Source organism: Pseudomonas sp. Pseusp10, assembly GCF_059492225.1.
On the sequence record NZ_CP168528.1, the window covers coordinates 50,632 to 72,076 of the forward strand.

The 21,445-nt window shown below is 59.0% G+C and carries 18 protein-coding genes and 1 tRNA gene; 15 read left to right on the forward strand and 4 right to left on the reverse strand.

The features are described from left to right. The first annotated feature begins 50 nt into the window (after positions 1 to 50). The 3 genes from ACEN8Z_RS00235 to ACEN8Z_RS00245 all read left to right on the forward strand — a co-directional run bounded on the left by ACEN8Z_RS00235 (position 51) and on the right by ACEN8Z_RS00245 (position 4,174). Positions 51 to 1,322, forward strand: coding sequence for a YeaH/YhbH family protein (locus tag ACEN8Z_RS00235; protein ID WP_007993202.1), 1,272 nt, complete (start codon positions 51 to 53; stop codon positions 1,320 to 1,322). Next, complete coding sequence (locus ACEN8Z_RS00240; protein WP_007993201.1) at positions 1,319 to 2,881, forward strand: SpoVR family protein; 1,563 nt, start codon at positions 1,319 to 1,321, stop codon at positions 2,879 to 2,881. The genes ACEN8Z_RS00235 and ACEN8Z_RS00240 overlap by 4 nt, the downstream gene beginning before the upstream one ends. A gap of 63 nt (positions 2,882 to 2,944) precedes the next feature. Then, on the forward strand, positions 2,945 to 4,174 hold the full coding sequence (locus ACEN8Z_RS00245; RefSeq protein ID WP_495596419.1) for a multifunctional CCA addition/repair protein: 1,230 nt from the start codon (positions 2,945 to 2,947) through the stop codon (positions 4,172 to 4,174). A gap of 111 nt (positions 4,175 to 4,285) precedes the next feature. Here ACEN8Z_RS00245 and folK read toward each other — a convergent pair whose 3' ends face one another. After that, a complete protein-coding gene (gene folK / locus ACEN8Z_RS00250) occupies positions 4,286 to 4,804 on the reverse strand; it encodes a 2-amino-4-hydroxy-6-hydroxymethyldihydropteridine diphosphokinase (protein WP_495596420.1) in 519 nt (172 codons plus the stop codon). Continuing rightward, positions 4,795 to 5,151 (reverse strand): dihydroneopterin aldolase, encoded by a 357-nt coding sequence (gene folB / locus ACEN8Z_RS00255; protein WP_007993198.1) that lies wholly within the window; start codon positions 5,149 to 5,151, stop codon positions 4,795 to 4,797. Before folB ends, folK begins: the two co-directional genes overlap by 10 nt. 74 nt (positions 5,152 to 5,225) lie before the next feature. Here folB and plsY point away from each other — a divergent pair, with 74 nt between their 5' ends. After that, entirely contained in the window at positions 5,226 to 5,795 is a 570-nt protein-coding gene (gene plsY, locus ACEN8Z_RS00260) for a glycerol-3-phosphate 1-O-acyltransferase PlsY (RefSeq protein WP_007993197.1), read from the forward strand. A 23-nt stretch (positions 5,796 to 5,818) separates the two neighbouring features. On the opposite strand, the gene tsaD is transcribed toward plsY, so the two are convergent. Continuing rightward, entirely contained in the window at positions 5,819 to 6,844 is a 1,026-nt protein-coding gene (tsaD, locus tag ACEN8Z_RS00265) for a tRNA (adenosine(37)-N6)-threonylcarbamoyltransferase complex transferase subunit TsaD (protein WP_495596421.1), read from the reverse strand. 199 nt (positions 6,845 to 7,043) lie between these two features. Between tsaD and rpsU the strand changes: the two genes are divergently transcribed. The 8 genes from rpsU (at position 7,044) to ACEN8Z_RS00305 (ending at position 17,400) form a co-directional block, all read left to right on the forward strand. Continuing rightward, on the forward strand, positions 7,044 to 7,259 hold the full coding sequence (rpsU, locus tag ACEN8Z_RS00270; protein ID WP_002551877.1) for a 30S ribosomal protein S21: 216 nt from the start codon (positions 7,044 to 7,046) through the stop codon (positions 7,257 to 7,259). Positions 7,260 to 7,739: 480 nt separating this feature from the next. Next, positions 7,740 to 9,707 carry a DNA primase gene (gene dnaG / locus ACEN8Z_RS00275; RefSeq protein ID WP_495596422.1) on the forward strand — a complete coding sequence of 656 codons (1,968 nt, stop codon included), beginning with the start codon at positions 7,740 to 7,742 and terminating at the stop codon, positions 9,705 to 9,707. Between the two features lie 67 nt (positions 9,708 to 9,774). Then, entirely contained in the window at positions 9,775 to 11,622 is a 1,848-nt protein-coding gene (gene rpoD, locus ACEN8Z_RS00280) for an RNA polymerase sigma factor RpoD (protein ID WP_277532383.1), read from the forward strand. Positions 11,623 to 11,747: 125 nt separating this feature from the next. After that, positions 11,748 to 15,494 (forward strand): bifunctional diguanylate cyclase/phosphodiesterase, encoded by a 3,747-nt coding sequence (locus tag ACEN8Z_RS00285; RefSeq protein ID WP_495596423.1) that lies wholly within the window; start codon positions 11,748 to 11,750, stop codon positions 15,492 to 15,494. Positions 15,495 to 15,509: 15 nt separating this feature from the next. Then, positions 15,510 to 15,586, forward strand: a tRNA-Ile gene (locus tag ACEN8Z_RS00290). Between the two features lie 404 nt (positions 15,587 to 15,990). Further along, entirely contained in the window at positions 15,991 to 16,311 is a 321-nt protein-coding gene (locus tag ACEN8Z_RS00295; protein ID WP_495596424.1) for a DUF3077 domain-containing protein, read from the forward strand. 68 nt (positions 16,312 to 16,379) lie between these two features. Continuing rightward, entirely contained in the window at positions 16,380 to 16,979 is a 600-nt protein-coding gene (locus ACEN8Z_RS00300; protein WP_495596425.1) for a nucleotidyltransferase domain-containing protein, read from the forward strand. Continuing rightward, entirely contained in the window at positions 16,972 to 17,400 is a 429-nt protein-coding gene (locus ACEN8Z_RS00305; protein WP_495596426.1) for a hypothetical protein, read from the forward strand. The genes ACEN8Z_RS00300 and ACEN8Z_RS00305 overlap by 8 nt, the downstream gene beginning before the upstream one ends. A gap of 15 nt (positions 17,401 to 17,415) precedes the next feature. Here the strand turns inward: ACEN8Z_RS00305 and ACEN8Z_RS00310 are convergent, their stop codons facing one another. Further along, complete coding sequence (locus tag ACEN8Z_RS00310) at positions 17,416 to 18,096, reverse strand: peptidase M41 (RefSeq protein WP_495596427.1); 681 nt, start codon at positions 18,094 to 18,096, stop codon at positions 17,416 to 17,418. A gap of 173 nt (positions 18,097 to 18,269) precedes the next feature. On the opposite strand from ACEN8Z_RS00310, the gene ACEN8Z_RS00315 reads away from it, so the two are divergent. The 3 genes from ACEN8Z_RS00315 to ACEN8Z_RS00325 all read left to right on the forward strand — a co-directional run bounded on the left by ACEN8Z_RS00315 (position 18,270) and on the right by ACEN8Z_RS00325 (position 21,443). Further along, positions 18,270 to 18,731 (forward strand): Lrp/AsnC family transcriptional regulator, encoded by a 462-nt coding sequence (locus tag ACEN8Z_RS00315; RefSeq protein WP_007980298.1) that lies wholly within the window; start codon positions 18,270 to 18,272, stop codon positions 18,729 to 18,731. Between the two features lie 222 nt (positions 18,732 to 18,953). Beyond that, positions 18,954 to 20,636, forward strand: a complete 1,683-nt coding sequence (locus ACEN8Z_RS00320) for a flavin monoamine oxidase family protein (protein WP_007993186.1) — start codon at positions 18,954 to 18,956, stop codon at positions 20,634 to 20,636. Positions 20,637 to 20,648: 12 nt separating this feature from the next. Continuing rightward, the gene (locus tag ACEN8Z_RS00325; RefSeq protein WP_495596428.1) at positions 20,649 to 21,443 is read left to right on the forward strand and encodes a carbon-nitrogen hydrolase family protein; all 795 of its coding nucleotides are present in this window, start codon (positions 20,649 to 20,651) and stop codon (positions 21,441 to 21,443) included. Positions 21,444 to 21,445 lie beyond the last annotated feature (2 nt).

Below are 21,445 nucleotides of genomic sequence, written 5' to 3' on the forward strand. Positions count from 1 at the left end.
GATGCTGTATCACCGCTCGCCCCTTTCAGGACAGCTTCTAAGGAGCAGTCATGAGCTATGTGATCGACCGACGTCTCAATGGCAAGAACAAAAGCACGGTGAACCGCCAGCGGTTTCTGCGGCGCTACCGTGATCACATCAAAAAGGCTGTCGAAGAGGCGGTCAGCCGGCGCTCCATTACCGATATGGAACACGGCGAACAAATCAGCATTCCCGGCCGTGACATCGACGAACCGGTGCTCCACCACGGCCGCGGCGGAAAGCAAACGGTCGTGCACCCGGGCAACAAGGAATTCACCAGCGGCGAACATATCGCCCGTCCACCGGGAGGTGGTGGCGGTCGGGGCCCCGGCAAGGCCGGCAATTCCGGCGAAGGGATGGACGAATTCGTCTTCCAGATCACCCAGGAAGAATTCCTCGAATTCATGTTCGAGGATCTCGAACTGCCCAACCTGGTCAAGCGCAACCTGACCGGCACCGATACCTTCAAGACCGTGCGGGCCGGGATCAGTAACGAAGGCAACCCGTCGCGGATCAACATCATCCGCACCCTGCGTTCAGCCCACGCCCGGCGAATCGCCCTGTCCGGCAGCAGCCGGGCAAAACTGCGCGAAGCCAAGGAAGAACTTCTGCGACTCAAGCAGGAAGAACCGGACAACTTCGGCGATATTCAGGAAATAGAAGCTGAAATCGAAAAACTCAGCGCACGCATTCACCGCATACCGTTTCTCGACACATTCGACCTCAAGTACAACCTGCTCATCAAGCAACCCAACCCCAGTTCCAAGGCCGTGATGTTCTGCCTGATGGACGTGTCCGGCTCGATGACCCAGGCCACCAAGGACATCGCCAAGCGCTTCTTTATCCTGCTGTATCTGTTTCTCAAGCGTAACTACGAAAAGATCGACGTCGTGTTCATCCGCCATCACACCAGCGCCCGCGAAGTGGATGAGGAGGAATTTTTCTACTCCCGGGAAACCGGCGGCACCATCGTCTCCAGCGCCCTGAAACTGATGCAGGAGATCATGGCCGAGCGCTATCCGAGCAACGAGTGGAACATCTACGCCGCCCAGGCCTCTGACGGTGACAACTGGAACGACGACTCTCCGATCTGCCGCGACATCCTGATCAACCAGATCATGCCATTCGTGCAGTACTACACTTACGTTGAGATCACCCCGCGCGAACACCAGGCCCTGTGGTTCGAGTACGAGCGCATCGCCGAAGCCTTTTCCGACACTTTTGCCCAGCAACAACTGGTCTCGGCCGGGGATATTTATCCGGTCTTCCGTGAACTCTTCCAGCGCAGGTTAGTGACATGACCGCCAAAGAGCAGAAGCGCCAACCCATTTCCACCGGATCCGAATGGACGTTCGAGCTGATCCAGGCCTACGACCGTGAAATCAGTCGCCTGGCGGCTCGTTACGCACTCGACACGTATCCCAACCAGATCGAAGTGATCACCGCCGAGCAGATGATGGACGCCTACGCCTCTGTCGGTATGCCGCTGGGTTATCACCATTGGTCATATGGCAAACACTTCCTCAGCACGGAGAAATCCTATACTCGCGGGCAGATGGGGCTGGCCTACGAGATCGTGATCAACTCGGACCCGTGCATCGCCTACCTGATGGAAGAAAACACCATCTGCATGCAAGCGCTCGTCGTTGCGCATGCCTGCTATGGGCACAACAGCTTTTTCAAAGGCAATTACCTGTTCCGCACCTGGACCGACGCCAGCTCGATCATCGACTACCTGGTGTTTGCCAAGCAGTACATCATGCAGTGCGAGGAGCGCCACGGCATCGACGCGGTGGAGGACTTGCTCGACTCCTGCCACGCGCTAATGAACTACGGCGTCGACCGCTACAAACGCCCCTACCCGATTTCCGCCGAAGAAGAACGGCGCCGGCAAAAGGATCGGGAAGAGCATTTGCAGAAGCAGATCAACGATTTGTGGCGCACCATTCCAAAAGGCGCTGACAAGTACAGCGACAAGGACAATGCACGCTTCCCCGCCGAACCTCAGGAAAACATCCTGTACTTCATCGAAAAACACGCTCCGCTACTGGAGCCGTGGCAGCGGGAAATCGTGCGGATCGTGCGCAAGATCGCTCAATATTTTTACCCACAACGCCAGACCCAGGTGATGAACGAAGGCTGGGCCACATTCTGGCATTACACGCTGATGAATGACCTGTACGACGAAGGCCTGGTCACCGACGGCTTCATGATGGAGTTCCTGACATCCCATACCAGCGTGGTCTTTCAGCCAGGCTTCGACAGCCCTTACTACAACGGAATCAATCCCTACACCCTCGGGTTTGCCATGTACCGGGACATTCGGCGCATGTGCGAAGAACCCACCGAGGAAGATCGCCGCTGGTTCCCGGAAATTGCCGGCACCGACTGGCTGTCGACCATCAAGTTCGCCATGAGCAGCTTCAAGGATGAGAGCTTCATCCTGCAGTACCTGTCGCCGAAGGTGATTCGAGACCTGAAGTTGTTCAGTATTCTCGATGACGACCAGAAGGACGACCTGCTGGTGCCCGCCATTCACGACGAAGGTGGCTACCGCATCATCCGTGAAACCCTTGCGGCGCAGTACAACCTGGGTAATCGCGAGCCCAACGTGCAGATCTACAGCATCGACCGGCGTGGTGACCGCTCCCTGACCCTGCGTCACCAGCAGCACGACCGCAAACCGCTGGGAGACTCGACCGAAGAAGTGCTCAAACACTTGCACCGCCTCTGGGGCTTCGACATTCACCTGGAAACCCTGCAAGGGGAAACCGTGATGAAAACCCACCATGTGCCCCCCAGAAGCGAGCACGGCGAAGGTGATTACGGCCGCCTGGACCTGGCCGTCATCCATCTTTGATCCGGTTTATGCCTCCGAAAGCTCGATGCAACGGTTATCCTGTCGAGCTAACGGAGGTTTTTTATGCGTATTTATAAAGTCGGTGGTGCGGTACGTGATCGCCTGCTGGGCAAACCGGTTACCGATATCGACTGGGTCGTGGTAGGCGCCACCACCGAAGAAATGCTCGCCAAGGGCTTTCGCCCGGTGGGCGCGGATTTCCCGGTGTTCCTTCATCCAAAAAGCGGTGAGGAATACGCCCTCGCCCGCACCGAGCGCAAAAGCGGGCGCGGTTACGGCGGGTTCACTTTTCACGCCAGTCCTGAAGTCACCCTCGAAGAAGACTTGATCCGTCGCGACCTGACCATCAATGCCATGGCCGAAGACGATCAGCAGAACCTGACCGACCCGTACCACGGCCAGCGCGATCTCGAAGCACGCCTGCTTCGCCATGTTTCCCCGGCATTTGCCGAAGATCCACTCCGGGTCCTGCGTGTTGCCCGCTTCGCGGCGCGCTACGCGGCACTGGGTTTTACCGTTGCCCCGGAAACCCTGGAGCTGATGCGCCAACTCAGCGAGTCAGGCGAGCTTGAGGCGCTGACCCCGGAGCGCAGCTGGAAAGAAATTTCCCGCGCCCTGATGGAAGATCAGCCACAGGTGTTTGTCGAGGTTTTGCGCGCATGCGGCGCACTCAAGGTACTGATGCCCGAGGTCGACGCGCTGTTCGGCGTACCACAACCCCCGGCCCATCACCCGGAAATCGATACTGGCGCACACACCCTGAGTGTTTTGCAGCAAGCCGCCATACACAAACAGCCACTGACCGTACGCTGGGCGTGCCTGCTGCACGACCTGGGCAAAGGCCTGACGCCAGAGGAAGAATGGCCGCGACACATTGCCCACGAGCTCAAAGGCCTGAGGCTGATCAAAGCGGTCAATGAACGCTTCAAGGTGCCAAGAGACTGCCAGGAACTGGCAGTGTTGGTGGGCGAATATCACACCCACGGCCATCGCGCCCTCGAGCTGAAGCCATCGACGCTGCTGGAATTGCTGCAAAGCTTCGACGTTTACCGTCGGCCGCAGCGGTTCGAGGAGTTCATCGCGGCATGTGAGATGGATGCGCGTGGGCGCAAAGGGCGGGAAGAAAGTAGTTACCTACAGGCGGATTATCTGCGCGGCGCGGCAACCGCGGCTCGCAGCGTGGCGGTTCAGCCGTTGCTGGAGAAAGGCTTCAAGGGACCGGAGCTGGGGGAGGCGATCAAGCGCGAGCGGCTAAAGGCGCTGAAGGCTTACAAGGAAGCGGCGTCTACCTGAAAAGCTTCGCGAGCAAGTCGGATCGCCGCACCGCCGCTCCCACAGGGTTAGCGCAAACCTGTGGGAGCGGCGGTGCGGCGATCCGACTTGCTCGCGAAGGCGCCGGTCAGATCACAGCAAATCTGAAGGCGTCAATTGCTCGCCACGCCACTCAAACGCCACCGGCGCCAGCACCTGATCGATCTGCGATTCGGCCCACAATGTGGCGAGACTTTTACCTACACCCGGGTGTACTCGATCCGGTGCTATCAACGACAACGGCCACAGAACGAACGCATTTTTCAGAATTTCTGCCCGCGGCAAGATCAGACCATCGAAGTTACCCACCAGATCGCCGAACAGCAACACGTCGATATCCAACGGTAAACCTCGGCGATCCGGTGCATAACGACCGTTATCCGCCTCGATGAATTTCAGCCGGCGATCGAGCTCCATCAGCGGCAGATCGGTATACGCCGACACCACGAAATTGAAGAACGGCCCACTCTTGATGCCCACCGGCTGGCTCTCAAACACCGCCGAACAGCGGATATCCACCAGGAACTCCGCCAAAGCATCGAGCCCTGCCCGCAAATGGGTTTCACGCTCGATATTGCTACCAAGCCCGAGGTACACCTGAGTCAGCGACATCCGCGCTCGATCTCCACGCCCACACCACCGGTGGCAGCCGGGACGGCGCCGGGCTTGGTCAGCTTCAGGCGCACCCATGTGATCTTGAATTCGCTCATCAGCACTTCAACCAGGCGCTCGGCAAAGGTTTCAACCAGCTGGAACTGCGCCTGCTCGGCAAACGCCTGAATGCGCGAGGAAACACTGGCGTAGTCGAGCGCCAGGGTCAGGTCATCACCGGCTGCGGCCGGGCGATTGTCCCAGGCAAAGCTCAGATCCAGACGCAGACACTGTCGGATGCCTCGCTCCCAGTCGTAGGCACCAATGACCGTGTCGACTTCCAGGCCCTCGATAAACACTCTGTCCAAGCACTTCTCTCCGCTACACGACAAGGGCGCAATGCGCCGTTAGAATCAGGGCTTCCTCGCCCGGAATAGTTAGCATGTTTTGGTTATTGGCGATCCTCGCCTACCTGCTCGGCTCTCTGTCCTTCGCCATTTTGCTCAGCCGCCTGACCGGTAACCCCGATCCGCGAATGAGTGGCTCGGGAAATGCCGGTGCCACCAACATGTTGCGCCTGGCCGGCAAGAAACTCGCCATCCTGACCCTGCTCGGCGACCTTTGCAAAGGCCTGCTGCCGGTACTGATTGCGCGTCTTGCGGGCCTTTCGCAGCAGGAGCAAGCCTGGATCGGCGTCTATGCCGTCATCGGCCATCTGTTTCCGTTGTACTTCCGCTTTCGCGGCGGCAAGGGTGTCGCCACCGCTGCCGGCATGTTGCTGGGACTCTACCCGCCCGCAGCCCTTCTGGCGGTCTGCGCCTGGCTGCTGACGTTCTACCTGACCCGCACCAGCTCGCTGGCCGCCCTGATTGCCACGCCGCTGACCCTGCCGTTGCTCGCCTGGCAAGAGCCTGCAGCCCTGCTGCCCATGAGCACGCTCACCGGGTTGATCGTCTGGCGCCATCGCGGCAATCTACGCGACCTGTTTGCCGGGCGCGAACGGCATTTCTAGCGGCCGGACATAAGCACCGCTCATCACAACGCCGACAACTGCTCCATCGGCCAGCGTGCCTGCACGCTGATCGCCAGGCTTTCCTGCTGACCGGCCTGCAAGCGCTGGCAGCCGGCAAAGGCGATCATCGCACCGTTATCGGTGCAGAACTGCGGACGGGCATAAAACACATCGCCCTTCATGTCGCCGAGCATTTTCTCCAGAGAAAACCGCAACGCCTTGTTGGCACTGACGCCCCCTGCGATCACCAGGCGCTTCATGCCGGCGGCTTTCAGGGCACGTTTGCACTTGATGGTCAAAGTCTCCACCACGGCCTGCTGGAACGCCAGCGAGATGTCGCAACGGGCTTGCTCACCGTCGTCCCCGGTGCTGACGCACTGCTGCCAGGTATTCAGCGCAAAGGTTTTCAAGCCACTGAAGCTGAAATCCAGGCCCGGACGGTCGCACATCGGACGCGGGAAGACGAAACGTCCTGCAACGCCTTGTTCTGCAAGGCGAGCGATCTCAGGTCCCCCCGGATAATTGAGGCCCATCATCTTCGCCGTCTTGTCGAACGCTTCGCCGGCGGCGTCATCCAGGGTCTCGCCCAAGAGCGTGTACTGACCAATTCCGTCGACCTGAACCAGTTGCGTATGACCACCCGACACCAACAAAGCGACGAACGGAAATTCCGGCGGTTGCGACTCCAGCATCGGTGCCAGCAGGTGGCCTTCCATGTGATGCACGCCGAGGGCCGGAATGCCCCAGGCAAAGGCCAGCGCCTGCGCACAGGAAGCCCCTACCAGCAACGCGCCAACCAGGCCAGGACCCGCGGTGTAGGCGATCGCATCGATCTCGGTCGGCACGCAGTCGGCTTCGGCCAACACCTGACGAATCAAGGGCAGCATGCGTTTGACGTGATCGCGCGACGCCAGCTCCGGCACCACACCGCCGTAGGCGCGGTGCAGGTCGATCTGACTGAACAGCGCATCGGCCAGCAGGCCGCGTTCACTGTCGTAAAGTGCGACACCGGTTTCGTCGCAGGAGGTTTCTAATCCCAGTACTAGCATGGGTTTGCGCCTTGTTTAGGCTGAATTCGAAGGCGCGCATAATAGTCGTCGCGTGATGCCCCGACCAGCGGTTTTCGATCAGAGGCTTTGCATTCCGAGCGTTGAGGGGTTAACATCCGCAACCCTTAAAAACCGACGTCTTCAAGTGCTCTTTTGCCGCGAGGATGTTGACCCCGGTAATGAATGAAGGTAGCTCTGGATGCCAGCCGTCAAAGTAAAAGAGAACGAACCCTTCGACGTAGCTCTGCGTCGTTTCAAGCGCTCCTGCGAAAAAGCCGGTGTACTGGCTGAAGTTCGTAGCCGCGAATTTTACGAGAAGCCAACTTCTGAGCGTAAGCGCAAAGCAGCAGCCGCTGTTAAGCGTCACGCCAAGAAAGTTCAGCGCGAACAGCGCCGCGCCGTTCGCCTGTACTAATACACAGACGATCGTAGCAAGCTTCTGCCAAGCCCGGCCCTCAGCCGGGCTTATGGCATTTGCGTAAAACGCTTGATGCTTCACCGTCAAAGCCGCAGACGCGACCGAGACAAATCTGCTTCACCGCGTCAGACCTGGCTCTTTTGCCAGCGGTGCACGTCTTTTCTGACGAGCCTTTCAAGGCTACTGACGAGCACACCCACTGATTCCTCTCACGACGATCAGCCCAAGGCACCTGCTTGCGTGCCAAATGATGAGCTATCCGAGGCCGATAGTTGGCCGCAGCGGATTCAGCGCAACACTTTCAAACGGTCGAATACTGATTGGCATTAACGTCAGTGGACTTTCGGCAGATACACTTCCCGACAGCGATTACGCAGACGACACTGGTCGAGCCGCACACTTTGCGCGTCTCAAACAATGACCGCGTTCGATCGCCGTACGTTTCGGGTTCCTTTCAGCGCAGACGACGAGAACGCCATGGCCGGGCTAATTCCCCAGAGCTTCATTGACGACCTTCTGAACCGCACCGACATCGTCGATGTGGTCAGCTCGCGCCTGCAACTGAAAAAGGCCGGCAAGAACCACACCGCCTGCTGCCCGTTCCACAAAGAAAAGACTCCGTCGTTCAGCGTCAGCCCCGACAAGCAGTTCTATTACTGCTTCGGCTGCGGCGCTGGCGGCAACGCCCTCGGCTTCATCATGGACCACGACAACCTGGATTTCGTCCAGGCTGTCGAAGAACTGGCCAAAGCCGCCGGCATGGAAATCCCCCGCGAAGAAAGCGGCCGCCCGCACAAGCCGCGACAGCCGACCGATTCGCCGCTGTATCCGCTACTCAGCGCCGCTGCCGACTTTTATCGCCAGGCCCTGAAAAGCCATCCATCACGCAAGGCCGCCGTGGACTACCTGAAAGGGCGCGGACTGACCGGCGAAATCGCCCGGGACTTCGGTCTCGGTTTTGCTCCACCTGGCTGGGACAACCTGTTCAAGCATTTGAGCAGCGATACCCTGCAACAAAAAGCCATGATCGACGCCGGCCTGCTGATCGAGAATGCCGAAAGCGGCAAACGCTACGACCGCTTCCGCGACCGCGTGATGTTCCCGATCCGCGACAGTCGCGGGCGCGTCATCGCCTTCGGTGGCCGGGTATTGGGCGACGACAAGCCGAAATACCTGAACTCCCCGGAAACCCCGGTTTTCCATAAAGGCCAGGAACTCTACGGCCTGTACGAAGCGCGCAAGACCAACCGCAACCTCGACGAGATCATCGTCGTCGAGGGCTACATGGACGTCATTGCCCTGGCCCAGCAAGGTCTGCGCAATGCCGTCGCGACCTTGGGCACCGCCACCAGCGAGGAACACCTCAAGCGGCTGTTTCGCGTCGTACCCAGCGTATTGTTCTGCTTCGACGGCGATCAGGCCGGCCGCAATGCTGCATGGCGAGCGCTGGAGGCGACACTTTCGAGCCTGCAGGACGGTCGCCGCGCACGTTTTCTATTCCTGCCTGAAGGCGAGGATCCGGACACCCTGGTCCGCTCCGAAGGCACCGATGCCTTCCGCGCGCGCATCAACCAGCACGCGCAGCCTCTGGCCGATTACTTCTTCCAGCAACTGACGGAAGAAGCCGACCCGCGCTCGCTTGAGGGCAAGGCCCATATGGCCACCCTCGCCGCACCGTTGATCGACAAAGTCCCCGGCGCCAACCTGCGCACCCTGATGCGCCAGCGTCTGAGTGAAATCACCGGCCTGAGCGGCGAAGCAGTGAGCCAGCTGGCACAAAGCGCCCCGCAAGAAGCTCCACCGGCCTACGACCCGGGCATCGATTACGACGCGATGCCTGATTACAGCGACTATCATCAGCCGCAGGCACAGGAAATGTATGTGCCGCAGCAGGAATGGACGCCGAAGAAACCCGGTGTAGGAGGCAAGAAATGGGACAAGAAACCGTGGGACAAAAATGGCAAACGGGGCGGTGATCGCGATCAACCCCGCGCGCCACGGGTGCCCGCCGCCGTAGAACCGCCGACCCTCGCCGCCTTGCGCACATTGCTGCATCACCCGCAATTGGCCGAAAAAGTCGAGGATGCCGGACACTTCGCCGCCGAGGATCACACCAACACACAATTGCTGGTGGCGCTGCTCGAAGCCGTGCAGAAGAATCCCAAGCTAAACTCAATTCAACTGATTGCGCGTTGGCACGGTACAGAACAAGGCCGCTTGCTCAAGGCCCTGGCGGAAAAGGAATGGCTGATTGATGGAGATAACCTTGAACAACAGTTTTTCGACACCATTACTAGCTTGTCAGCCCGCCAACGCGAGCGAAACCTGGAACAACTTCTTAGAAAAGCACGTCAAAGCGAATTGACCAGCGAAGAGAAAAATCAACTGCGCGACCTCTTGAGTCGCAATGTTTCCGCATCAAACCCGACCTCAACTGGCGCGTGAGGTCATAGCTCAGGTATAATCCTCGGCTTGTTTTTTGCCCGCCAAGACCTTCAGTGGATAGGGTGTTATGTCCGGAAAAGCGCAACAGCAGTCTCGTATCAAAGAGTTGATCACCCTTGGTCGTGAGCAGGGCTACCTGACTTACGCGGAGGTCAACGACCACCTGCCGGAGGATATTTCAGATCCGGAACAGGTGGAAGACATCATCCGCATGATCAATGACATGGGGATCAACGTATTCGAGGTTGCGCCAGATAAGGATTCCCTTATGCTGGCCGACGCCGATACCGACGAAGCCGCAGCCGAAGAGGCCGCTGCAGCGTTGGCTGCGGTCGAGACCGACATTGGTCGCACTACCGACCCGGTGCGCATGTACATGCGCGAAATGGGTACGGTCGAGCTCCTCACACGCGAAGGCGAAATCGAAATCGCCAAGCGTATTGAAGAGGGCATCCGTGAAGTGATGAGCGCAATCGCGCACTTCCCTGGCACGGTTGATCATATTCTCTCCGAGTACACCCGCGTCACCACCGAAGGTGGCCGCCTGTCTGACGTCCTGAGCGGTTATATCGACCCGGACGACGGCATCGCGCCGCCTGCGGCAGAAGTGCCGCCGCCGATTGACGCGAAAGCCGTCAAAGCGGATGACGATTCCGACGACGAAGACGGTGAAGCCTCGGATGACGAGGAAGAAGCCGAAAGCGGTCCGGATCCGATCATCGCCGCCCAGCGTTTTGGCGCTGTGGCCGATCAGATGGAGATCACCCGCAAGGCGCTGAAAAAGCATGGTCGTAACAATAAGGCAGCGATTGCCGAGTTGCTGGCCCTGGCCGACCTGTTCATGCCGATCAAACTGGTGCCGAAGCAATTCGAAGCCTTGGTCGAGCGTGTTCGCAGCGCCCTGGATCGCCTGCGTCAACAAGAGCGCGCAATCATGCAGCTCTGCGTTCGTGATGCGCGCATGCCGCGTGCAGACTTCCTGCGCCAGTTCCCGGGCAACGAAGTCGACGAAAGCTGGAGTGATGCCCTGGCCAAAGGCAAAAGCAAATACGCTGAAGCCATTGGCCGCCTGCAGCCGGACATTGTCCGTTGCCAGCAGAAGCTGACCGCGCTGGAAACCGAAACCGGTTTGACGATCGCCGAGATCAAGGACATCAACCGTCGCATGTCGATCGGTGAGGCCAAGGCCCGCCGCGCGAAGAAAGAGATGGTCGAAGCCAACTTGCGTCTGGTGATCTCGATCGCCAAGAAGTACACCAACCGTGGCCTGCAGTTCCTCGATCTGATCCAGGAAGGCAACATCGGTTTGATGAAAGCGGTAGACAAGTTCGAATACCGCCGCGGCTACAAATTCTCGACTTATGCCACCTGGTGGATCCGTCAGGCGATCACTCGCTCGATCGCCGACCAGGCCCGCACCATCCGTATTCCGGTGCACATGATCGAGACGATCAACAAGCTCAACCGCATTTCCCGCCAGATGCTGCAGGAAATGGGTCGTGAACCGACCCCGGAAGAGCTGGGCGAACGCATGGAAATGCCTGAGGACAAGATCCGCAAGGTGTTGAAGATCGCTAAAGAGCCGATCTCCATGGAAACCCCGATCGGTGATGACGAAGACTCCCACCTGGGTGACTTCATCGAAGACTCGACCATGCAGTCGCCAATCGATGTCGCAACCGTTGAGAGCCTTAAAGAAGCGACTCGCGAAGTACTGTCCGGCCTCACTGCCCGTGAAGCCAAGGTACTGCGCATGCGCTTCGGTATCGACATGAATACCGACCACACCCTCGAGGAGGTTGGTAAGCAGTTCGACGTGACCCGTGAGCGGATTCGTCAGATTGAAGCCAAGGCGCTGCGCAAGCTGCGCCACCCGACGAGAAGCGAGCATCTGCGCTCCTTCCTCGACGAGTGATACCAGAACCCCCGGCCCAGGCCGGGGGTTTTGTTTTATGGCAGATTAATATCTCCGCACCTCCCCCCTCCTCCCTGTAGCCCGTCTACACTCGAAACATTCCCCAGAGCCATAACGAGACCGTTATGCCCAGACTGCCGACCGTGCTTTTTTTGCTGTCGCTGATGACCTGGACCGCAACGGCTGGCGCGCTGACTCTCACTGAGGATGAACGTAGCTGGCTGGCGGCTCACCCGGACTTGCGCCTGGGGGTCGATGCGTCGTGGCCGCCTTTCGAGTTTCGTGACGATGAGGGCCGCTACCAGGGTCTTGCCGCGGATTACATCGAGGTCATCCGCAAAAGGCTGGCAACCCGGCTCACACCCATCGAACCGGTGAGCTGGACCGCCGTCCTGGAACAAGCCAAAAAGGGCAAACTGGACCTGCTGCCAGGCATCATGTCGACCCCGGAACGCCAGAAATACCTGTCGTTCACCCGCCCCTATCTGGATTTTCCGATTGTCATCCTGGCCCATGTCGGGGGCCCCCAGCCACACAACCTGCAAGACCTGTACGGCCTGAAAATCGCCGTGGTGGAAAACTACGCCCCCCACGAGCTGCTGCGCAGCCACCATCCCGACTTGAACCTGGTGGCGATGCCCAACGTCAGCTCGGCGCTACAGGCACTGGCCACCGACGCAGTGGACGCCGTGGTGGGCGATCTGGCTTCCAGCGTCTGGAGCCTGCGCCAACTCAAGCTCGACGGGTTGTATGTCAGCGGTGAAACCCCCTATCGCTATCAACTGGCCATGGCTGTACCCCGCGACAACAAGATGCTGGTCGGCATTCTCGACAAAGTCCTGGCGGACATGAGCCCCGCCGAAATCAGCGCCATCCAGGAACATTGGGTCGGTAACGTCCTCGATCATCGAACTTTCTGGAATGACCTGGTGGTGTATGGCCTGCCCGGATTGCTGCTGCTGACTACCGTGCTGGCGGTGGTTATCCGCATCAACCGCCGCTTGAGCTCGGAAATCGCCCGCCGTGTCGACCTTGAACAGGAACTGCGTAGCAGCGAATACCACTACCGTGGCCTGGTGGAGAGCCTGTCGGCCATCGCCTGGGAAGCAAAAGTCACCGACTTCACCTACAGCTATGTATCGCCCCACGCCGAGGATCTTCTCGGTTATCCCCTGTCCCACTGGCTGATTCCGGGCTTCTGGCGCAACATCATTCACCCCGCCGACCTTATCCGCGCCCAGACCTTCTGCGATCACGAAGTGCTGGCCGGGCGCGATCACCGCCTCGATTACCGTGTGATCACCGCCGACGGCCGCTGCCTGTGGGTGCGCGATATCGTCAGCCTGATCGAACACGGGCATGAGCCGGTGTTGCGCGGGTTGATGATCGATATCACCGACGCCAAGCGCACCGAAGAAGCACTGCGCCTGTCGGAACAGAAATTTGCATCCGTGTTCCAGCAATGCCCGGACATTCTGGTGATCGCGCGCCTGAGCGACGGTTGCCTGCTGGAAGTCAACGAAGCGTTCGAAGAACAGATCGGCCTCCTGGCCGAGGACGTCATTGGCCAGACCGCCACCAACCTGAACATCTGGGGGATTCCCGGTGTTGGGCCGGGCCTGTTGCAACGCTTGCAGGCCGGCAGCATCCGCAACCTGGAAATGCCCTTTCGTCGCAGCAACGGCCAGGTGTTTACCGGCCTGATCTCCGCCGAACCGTTCAACCTCGACATGACACCGGCGCTGGTGGTCGTGGTGCGGGACATCACCCAGCTCAAGGAAACCCAGCAACAGCTGCAAACTTCCGAAGAAAAATTCGCCAAGGCCTTCCACGCCTCCCCCGACGGCTTGCTGCTGTCGCGGCAAAGCGATGGCTTGCTGTTGGAGGTCAACGAGGGTTTTAGCCGCATCACCGGGTTCAACAGCGCCATGTCGGTGGATCGTTCGGCGCTGGACCTGGGAATCTGGGTCAACCTCAATGAGCGCAAGCAAATGCTCGACCTGCTGCACCGCGACGGTTTTGTCCGCGACTTCAGCTGCCACATCCGCCGCAGCGACGGGCAGATCCGCCTCTGTGAAGTGTCCAGCCGTCCGCTGCCGATTGGCGATGAAGACTGCATGCTGACCATCGCCCGGGACATCACCGATCGGCATCTGATGCAGGAAAAACTGCAACAGGCCGCCACCGTGTTCGAAAGCACCGCCGAAGGCGTATTGATCACTGATACCCAACAACACATCAGTGCGGTGAACCGTGCGTTCACCGAAATCACCGGTTACAGTGAAAACGAAGCGCTGGGCCACACGCCGCGCCTGCTCGCCTCGGGCCTGCATGACAGCGCGTTCTACGCGGCCATGTGGCATCAATTGACCGCCGAAGGTCATTGGCAGGGCGAGATTTCCAATCGGCGCAAGAATGGCGAGCTGTATCCAAGCTGGCTGACCATCAGTGCCGTGCGCAACCACGACAAGTTCATCACCCATTTTGTCGCTGTGTTCGCCGACATTTCCAGCCTCAAGCATGCCCAGGCCAAACTCGACTACCAGGCGCACCACGACCCGCTGACCGGCCTGCCGAACCGCACGCTGTTCGAAAGCCGCTTGCTGACGGCGCTCAACAACCAACAGGAAAACGGCGGCCAGGGCGCCGTGCTGTTCCTCGACCTTGACCGCTTCAAACACATCAACGACAGCCTCGGCCACCCGGTCGGCGACCTGCTGCTCAAAGGCATTGCCGTACGTCTCAAGGAGCAATTGCGTGACATCGACACAGTAGCGCGCCTGGGTGGTGACGAATTCATCATCCTGCTGCCGGGTCTGCAACAATCCAGCGATGCCGACCACATCGCCACCAAACTGCTCAATTGTTTCGCCGCGCCGTTCCAGGCCGGCGAACACGAGTTTTTCATCAGCGCCAGTATCGGCACCAGCCTCTATCCGAAGGATGGCTGCGACGTTGCCACACTGATCAAGAACGCCGACGCCGCGATGTACCGTTCCAAGGCCAAGGGCCGCAACCGTGTCGAAAGCTACACCCGCGACCTCACCGCCCAGGCCAGCGAACGCGTAGCGCTGGAACACGAACTGCGCCGCGCCATCGAACGCAACGAGTTGCACCTGTGCTACCAACCGAAAATCAGCCTCGTGGACTACAGCCTGGTCGGCGCCGAAGCCCTGATCCGCTGGCGCCATCCGACCTTTGGCGACGTGCCGCGGGAACACTTCATCCCGCTGGCTGAAGAAAACGGCATGATCCTGCAAATCGGCGACTGGGTCCTGGAAACCGCCTGCCGGCAGATGGCTGAATGGCATCGGCTGTACGACAATCCCGGCCCGCTGTCGGTCAACCTTGCCGGCGCCCAATTGCGCCAACCCACTCTGCTGGGCCGTATCGAACAGTTGCTCAAGGACAACGGCCTCAATCCCGGTTTCCTGCAACTGGAAATCACCGAAAACTTCATCATGAGCCAGGCCGAGGAAGCGCTGGCGGTGCTGCATCAACTCAAACAACTGGGCGTGCAACTGGCTATTGATGACTTCGGTACCGGTTACTCGTCCCTGAGCTACCTCAAGCGTCTGCCACTGGACATCCTCAAGATCGACCAGTCTTTCGTCCGCGGCCTGCCGGACGATCCCCACGATGCGGCGATCGTACGCGCCATCATCGCGCTCGGGCGCAGCATGCAATTCACCGTGATTGCCGAAGGAGTCGAGACCCTGGCGCAACAGCAATTCCTCGCTGCCGAGGGCTGTGAACAAATCCAGGGCTACATCGTCAGCCTGCCCCTGCCCCCGGACGAATTTGCCGCGACGTTTCTTCGTACAACCGTAATGGCTTTTTCGGATGGCACAGTAGCGAAACCGTCGTTATAATCCGCGGCCTACTGAGGGCCTATAGCTCAGTTGGTTAGAGCAGAGGACTCATAATCCTTTGGTCCACGGTTCAAGTCCGTGTGGGCCCACCAAACAAAAAAGCCGCGCATTGCGCGGCTTTTTCGTATCTGACGTTTAGTTTTGTTTACTTATGGTCTCGCTTTATCGGATGACGCCCGCAGACCTTGTAGGCAAACTCCGAATCTTGCTTTTGGGCACTTTGCCGCCTTGTTGCGCTTTTCTTTGACGGGATAGTCTCTGGTCGTCGCTGAACATTCAGCGATCGGGCTTGGAAACCCGTCTAGTCAAGTCAAGCGCAACAGTCCCATCACGACTCCAGACGTTTTTACGGCTGCGACTCAGTGTTATGGCAGCTGTGCGTGGGACGTCTTCGGACGTGCCGGTTTCCTTGGCTCCCGGTTTCCAACCTGCGCACAGCTGCCACCCATTCGCTTGGAAACGAACGAGGCAGCTCTTTGAGCCAAGGAGTTAAATCATGACAAAAGCAAATCCATCTGATCATTCAGAACTGAAAACCATCGGCTTCACCCCCTTCCTGTATCTCTCAGACCAACCGCTGTTCCACGTCTGCCGCGACGTCCCCATCGCCGACGCCTTGGCCCAAGCCTCCGACCTGCTGTTCCTCGCAAAGTCCCTGACCATCGACGCCGCCTACGCCCAAGACTCCAACCGCCACGCCTGGGCTGCGCATTACCTGACGACGATGAGCAAAGCGGTGATTGATGATGTGGTGAAGGTGCTGACACGGCGGCCTGTTCAATCGAGAAAGGAAGCAACCCCATCGAAAAACGCATAATCACGGCAGAGTTGAAAATTCCCAAAAAGGGACCTATCGTTCCCTTTTTGGGACTTATAGAGTCAACCATGCCTGTCATCCCGCTCAGCGATGCTCTCTTTACCGCAACTCAGCAAAAGGTGCTGGGCATGCTGTATGGCAAACCGGATCAGAGCTTCTATGCCAATGAAATATCCCGCTGGGCGCAGGTCGGCAAGGGCAGCCTGATGCGTGAGCTGGATCGTCTGCACAACGCAGGCATTCTCACCATGAGTCGGCGGGGTAATCAGACGCACTACCAAGCCAACCCCGAGTGCCCTATCTATGCAGAACTACTGGGGATAGTGCGTAAGACTTTTGGTATTGCGGAGCAACTGCGTGCAGCCTTGACTCCACTGAATGATCAGTTGGTATGGGCGTTCATTTATGGCTCCATTGCCAAGGGTAACGAGCATGCAGGCAGTGACATTGACCTGATGCTGATTGGCGAGAATCTCAGTTACAGCGACTTGATGGAACGGGTACTTCCCGTAGAGGAGCAGCTTGGCCGCACCATTAACCCAACGCTCTACACCCTGGCCGACTGGCAAGCCAAGAAGGCGGCCGGCAACAGTTTTGTAGTGCGGGTTGAACAACAGGACAAAATCGATTTGATTGGCCACAATCCAGCAGAGGACTCCGATGGGTAGTAATGACAATCTGGAAAACCTGGTACGTAGCGGCGGCCTCAAAGCCGAACCACCGGATCGCAAGGAATGTGAAGGGCTGCTGGGATCGGCCACGGACCGTTTGAAGGATGCTCACAGTTCGGCCCTGTCCTTCGCAAGTCGTTTTGACCTCGCCTACAACGCCGCCCATGCCCTGGCACTGACTGCCATGCGCTTGCAGGGTTTTCGCTCCGATCGCCGCTATCTGGTATTTCAGTGCCTGGTACATACTCTCGGTCTGAACAAAATCCAGGTACGCCTGTTTGCGCTTTGTCACGAACGCCGCAATCTGGCTGAATACGAAGGTTATATGGATGTGGACGAAACCCTTCTGGCTGAGCTGTTGGCGGCTACTGATGCTCTGTTGCCATTGGTGCAAGACGCTATGCTTGCGAGCAAATAACACTTCGGCCCTACGTTACTTCCAATGCTGAACGGCATCACTGCGGCTGTCAGCCCAAACACCCAGCGAAGGTATGGCCTGCACTGCCCGCAACCCCTCCAGCATTTGCCCCGTCAACACCACCTCATACGTATCCGCCGCCCGCCCCCACTGCTCCACGATGACCATGCCGTCCACCAGCGCCCCAGCCAATTCGGCAATCGTTTCGGCCTGATCTTCTATGATTTTTTGAGTCCGATCCCACACCCGATCAGTCATCGCTTTAAGCTGCGCCGCTATTCGCTCAGACGACGCTGGATCAGTATCCGGGTAGACGAGGTTGCGCAGCAGATGCTGAAGTTCCCTGATTTTTGCGTAATCCTGTTCCGCCCCCTGCCCGCCTTTGAGGATGGCTGTGGCTTTCGATTTATCGACGCGTTTCACGGCTGTATGTTTTGAAGGGAGTGTCTGTGCCATCGCACCCGCCAAGAGGACCATCATCCGGGCTTCCAGATGTTCCTTCATAGCTTCTATCGAAAAAATTGAACGCGCCAAGCTGATGGACGCCCCACCTTGATGCCTCAAATCCATGGTCACCGTCAGGTGCACACCCCCCGTTTCGAACCTCAGGGCTCTGGCCACCACGTAGTGCCCCATTTCGTGATGGGCGATCTGCAATGCACGGTCCCGTACAGCGACAGGCAGCTTTGTCGTCATATCCTTCGCCTCGCACTCTCGACTGCATTAACCCTAGTCGATTTACGCACACCGTCTTTCGGCCATTCAACAGCAAAAAGCCGCGCAACCCGTCCGGTTGACGACCACAAGCGCCCCGTCAAACGAGCCTGTAACATGCTGCACCATTGATCCGCGCCAATGGAGATCCCCCTTTGCCTGACACTCGCCCACCCGTCCTCGATGAAATCGACCGCCAGTTGATTGCCGCCCTGCAGATCAACGCCCGCGAGAGCGTGGCCATGCTGGCCCGGCAACTGGGCATTGCCCGCACCACCGTCACTTCGCGCCTGGCGCGGCTGGAAAAAGCCAAAGTGATCACCGGTTACGGTGTACGCCTCGGGCAGCGGGTGGTGGATGGCGGGTTACAGGCGTATGTGGGGATCACTGTGCAACCGCGTTCCGGCAAGGAGGTGTTGCGACGGCTGAGCGCGATGGCCCAGGTGCAGCAGTTGTGTGCGGTGAGTGGCGAATTTGATTATGTAGCGTGGCTGCGCACCGATTCGCCGGAGCAGCTGGATCAGTTGCTGGATCAGATTGGCAGTGTGGATGGGGTGGAGAAGACCACGACGTCGATCATCTTGAGCAGCAAGATTGATCGGGGGCAGCCGGTTTGAGTTTTCAGGCCAGGGTTCATCAGTGACTGACCTGGCGCTATCGCGAGCAAGCTCGCTCCCACAGTGGACAGTATGCACATCAATTTCGTCATATTGACCAATTAAATGGCAAAACGACGACACTTTGCGTCTTATTAACGTGTTCTGTGCTCTCTAGAATGGCTGGCATCTTTTCCTATACTCAGATGCGCATTCCGCGTCGGGTCGCCAGCAAGGTCAGCCATGAACAAGAACAATCGCCATCCCGCAGACGGTAAAAAACCAGTCACCATTTTCGGCCCGGACTTTCCTTTCGCCTTCGACGACTGGATCGAACACCCGGCCGGCCTGGGCAGCATTCCCGAGCACAATCATGGTGCCGAAGTGGCGATTGTCGGTGGCGGGATTGCCGGCCTGGTGGCGGCGTATGAGCTGATGAAGCTGGGCCTCAAACCGGTCGTCTACGAAGCCTCGAAAATGGGTGGCCGTCTGCGCTCCCAGGCGTTCAACGGCGCTGAAGGCATCGTCGCCGAGCTGGGCGGCATGCGCTTCCCGGTGTCGTCCACTGCGTTCTATCACTACGTCGACAAGCTCGGCCTGGAAACCAAGCCGTTCCCCAACCCGCTGACCCCCGCATCGGGCAGCACGGTGATCGACCTCGAAGGCCAGACCCACTACGCACAGAAGCTGTCGGACCTTCCTGCACTGTTCCAGGAAGTAGCTGACGCGTGGGCCGATGCCCTGGAAGCCGGCTCGCAGTTCTCGGATATCCAGCAAGCCATTCGCGACCGCGACGTGCCGCGCCTCAAGGAACTGTGGAACACCCTGGTGCCGCTGTGGGACGACCGCACCTTCTACGACTTCGTCGCCACCTCCAAGGCGTTCGCCAAGCTCTCGTTCCATCACCGAGAAGTGTTTGGCCAGGTCGGTTTCGGTACCGGCGGCTGGGACTCGGACTTCCCCAACTCGATGCTGGAAATCTTCCGCGTGGTGATGACCAACTGCGACGACCACCAGCATCTGGTGGTCGGTGGCGTGGAACAAGTGCCACAAGGCATCTGGCGCCATGTGCCGGAGCGTTGCGCGCACTGGCCGGCCGGCACCAGCCTTAGCTCCCTGCACAGCGGCGCACCGCGTACCGGTGTGAAGAAGATTGCTCACGCGCCGGGCGGCCGTTTCGCCGTCACCGACAACTGGGGCGACACCCGAGAATACGCCGCAGTATTGACCACCTGCCAGAGCTGGCTGCTGACCACCCAGATCGAATGCGACGAAACCCTGTTCTCGCAAAAGATGTGGATGGCCCTGGACCGCACCCGCTACATGCAGTCGTCGAAAACCTTCGTGATGGTCGACCGTCCGTTCTGGAAGGACAAGGACCCGGAAACCGGCCGCGACCTGATGAGCATGACACTCACCGATCGCCTGACCCGTGGCACCTACCTCTTCGACAACGGCGACGACAAGCCGGGTGTGATTTGCCTGTCGTACTCGTGGATGAGCGACGCGCTGAAAATGCTCCCGCACCCGGTGGAAAAACGCGTGAAACTGGCGCTGGATGCACTGAAAAAGATCTACCCGAAAGTCGACATCGCGGCCCGCATCATTGGCGATCCAATCACCGTTTCCTGGGAAGCCGACCCGCATTTCCTCGGCGCGTTCAAAGGCGCCCTGCCCGGCCACTACCGCTACAACCAGCGCATGTACGCGCACTTCATGCAGGACGACATGCCGGCCGAGCAGCGCGGGATCTTCATTGCCGGTGACGACGTTTCGTGGACGCCGGCCTGGGTTGAAGGCGCGGTGCAGACCTCGCTCAACGCGGTGTGGGGGATCATGAAACACTTCGGCGGTGCAACTCACGCCGAGAATCCGGGTCCAGGAGATGTGTTCAACGAGATCGGACCGATCGCCCTGCCCGAGTAAGAGGAATCCGAAATGCGCGTAGCCCTTTACCAATGTCCACCGTTGCCGCTGGATGTCGCCGGCAACCTGCAACGCCTGCAACAACTGGTGCTGGAGGCAAAAGGCGCGGACCTGCTGGTGCTGCCGGAGATGTTCCTGACCGGCTACAACATTGGCGTCGATGCCGTCAGCGTCCTCGCGGAGGTGTACAACGGCGAATCGGCGCAGCAGATTGCGCGCATTGCCAAAGCTGCCGGGATCGCCATCTTGTATGGCTATCCGGAGCGCACCGCCGGAGGGCAGATCTACAACGCCGTGCAGTTGATCGACGCCAATGGCGAGCGCCTGTGCAACTACCGCAAGACTCACTTGTTCGGCGACCTCGATCACTCGATGTTCAGTGCAGGCGCGGACGAGTTTCCCATCGTTGAGCTCAACGGCTGGAAACTCGGTTTCCTGATCTGCTACGACCTGGAATTTCCGGAAAACGCCCGACGCCTGGCCCTGGGCGGCGCCGAGCTGATTTTGGTGCCAACCGCGAACATGATTCCATTCGATTTCGTCGCCGATGTCACCGTGCGTTCCCGCGCCTTCGAAAACCAATGCTATGTGGCTTACGCCAACTACTGTGGCCATGAAGGCGACATCCACTATTGCGGCCAGAGCAGCATTGCTGCGCCGGATGGCAGCCGTATCGCTCAGGCGGGACTGGATGAATCGCTGATTGTCGGTGAGCTGGATCGACAGTTGATGGTCGATTCACGTGCCGCCAATCGCTACCTGATCGATCGTCGTCCCGAGCTTTACGGCGAGCTGAACAAGTCCTAATC

Coding starts and splice junctions, on each gene's coding strand:
- ACEN8Z_RS00235 (WP_007993202.1), top strand. CDS start 51: ATGAGCTATGTGATCGACCGACGTCTCAATGGCAAGAACAAAAGCACG.
- ACEN8Z_RS00240 (WP_007993201.1), top strand. CDS start 1,319: ATGACCGCCAAAGAGCAGAAGCGCCAACCCATTTCCACCGGATCCGAA.
- ACEN8Z_RS00245 (WP_495596419.1), top strand. CDS start 2,945: ATGCGTATTTATAAAGTCGGTGGTGCGGTACGTGATCGCCTGCTGGGC.
- folK (WP_495596420.1), bottom strand. CDS start 4,804: ATGTCGCTGACTCAGGTGTACCTCGGGCTTGGTAGCAATATCGAGCGT.
- plsY (WP_007993197.1), top strand. CDS start 5,226: ATGTTTTGGTTATTGGCGATCCTCGCCTACCTGCTCGGCTCTCTGTCC.
- tsaD (WP_495596421.1), bottom strand. CDS start 6,844: ATGCTAGTACTGGGATTAGAAACCTCCTGCGACGAAACCGGTGTCGCA.
- rpsU (WP_002551877.1), top strand. CDS start 7,044: ATGCCAGCCGTCAAAGTAAAAGAGAACGAACCCTTCGACGTAGCTCTG.
- dnaG (WP_495596422.1), top strand. CDS start 7,740: ATGGCCGGGCTAATTCCCCAGAGCTTCATTGACGACCTTCTGAACCGC.
- rpoD (WP_277532383.1), top strand. CDS start 9,775: ATGTCCGGAAAAGCGCAACAGCAGTCTCGTATCAAAGAGTTGATCACC.
- ACEN8Z_RS00285 (WP_495596423.1), top strand. CDS start 11,748: ATGCCCAGACTGCCGACCGTGCTTTTTTTGCTGTCGCTGATGACCTGG.
- ACEN8Z_RS00295 (WP_495596424.1), top strand. CDS start 15,991: ATGACAAAAGCAAATCCATCTGATCATTCAGAACTGAAAACCATCGGC.
- ACEN8Z_RS00300 (WP_495596425.1), top strand. CDS start 16,380: ATGCCTGTCATCCCGCTCAGCGATGCTCTCTTTACCGCAACTCAGCAA.
- ACEN8Z_RS00305 (WP_495596426.1), top strand. CDS start 16,972: ATGGGTAGTAATGACAATCTGGAAAACCTGGTACGTAGCGGCGGCCTC.
- ACEN8Z_RS00310 (WP_495596427.1), bottom strand. CDS start 18,096: ATGACGACAAAGCTGCCTGTCGCTGTACGGGACCGTGCATTGCAGATC.
- ACEN8Z_RS00320 (WP_007993186.1), top strand. CDS start 18,954: ATGAACAAGAACAATCGCCATCCCGCAGACGGTAAAAAACCAGTCACC.
- ACEN8Z_RS00325 (WP_495596428.1), top strand. CDS start 20,649: ATGCGCGTAGCCCTTTACCAATGTCCACCGTTGCCGCTGGATGTCGCC.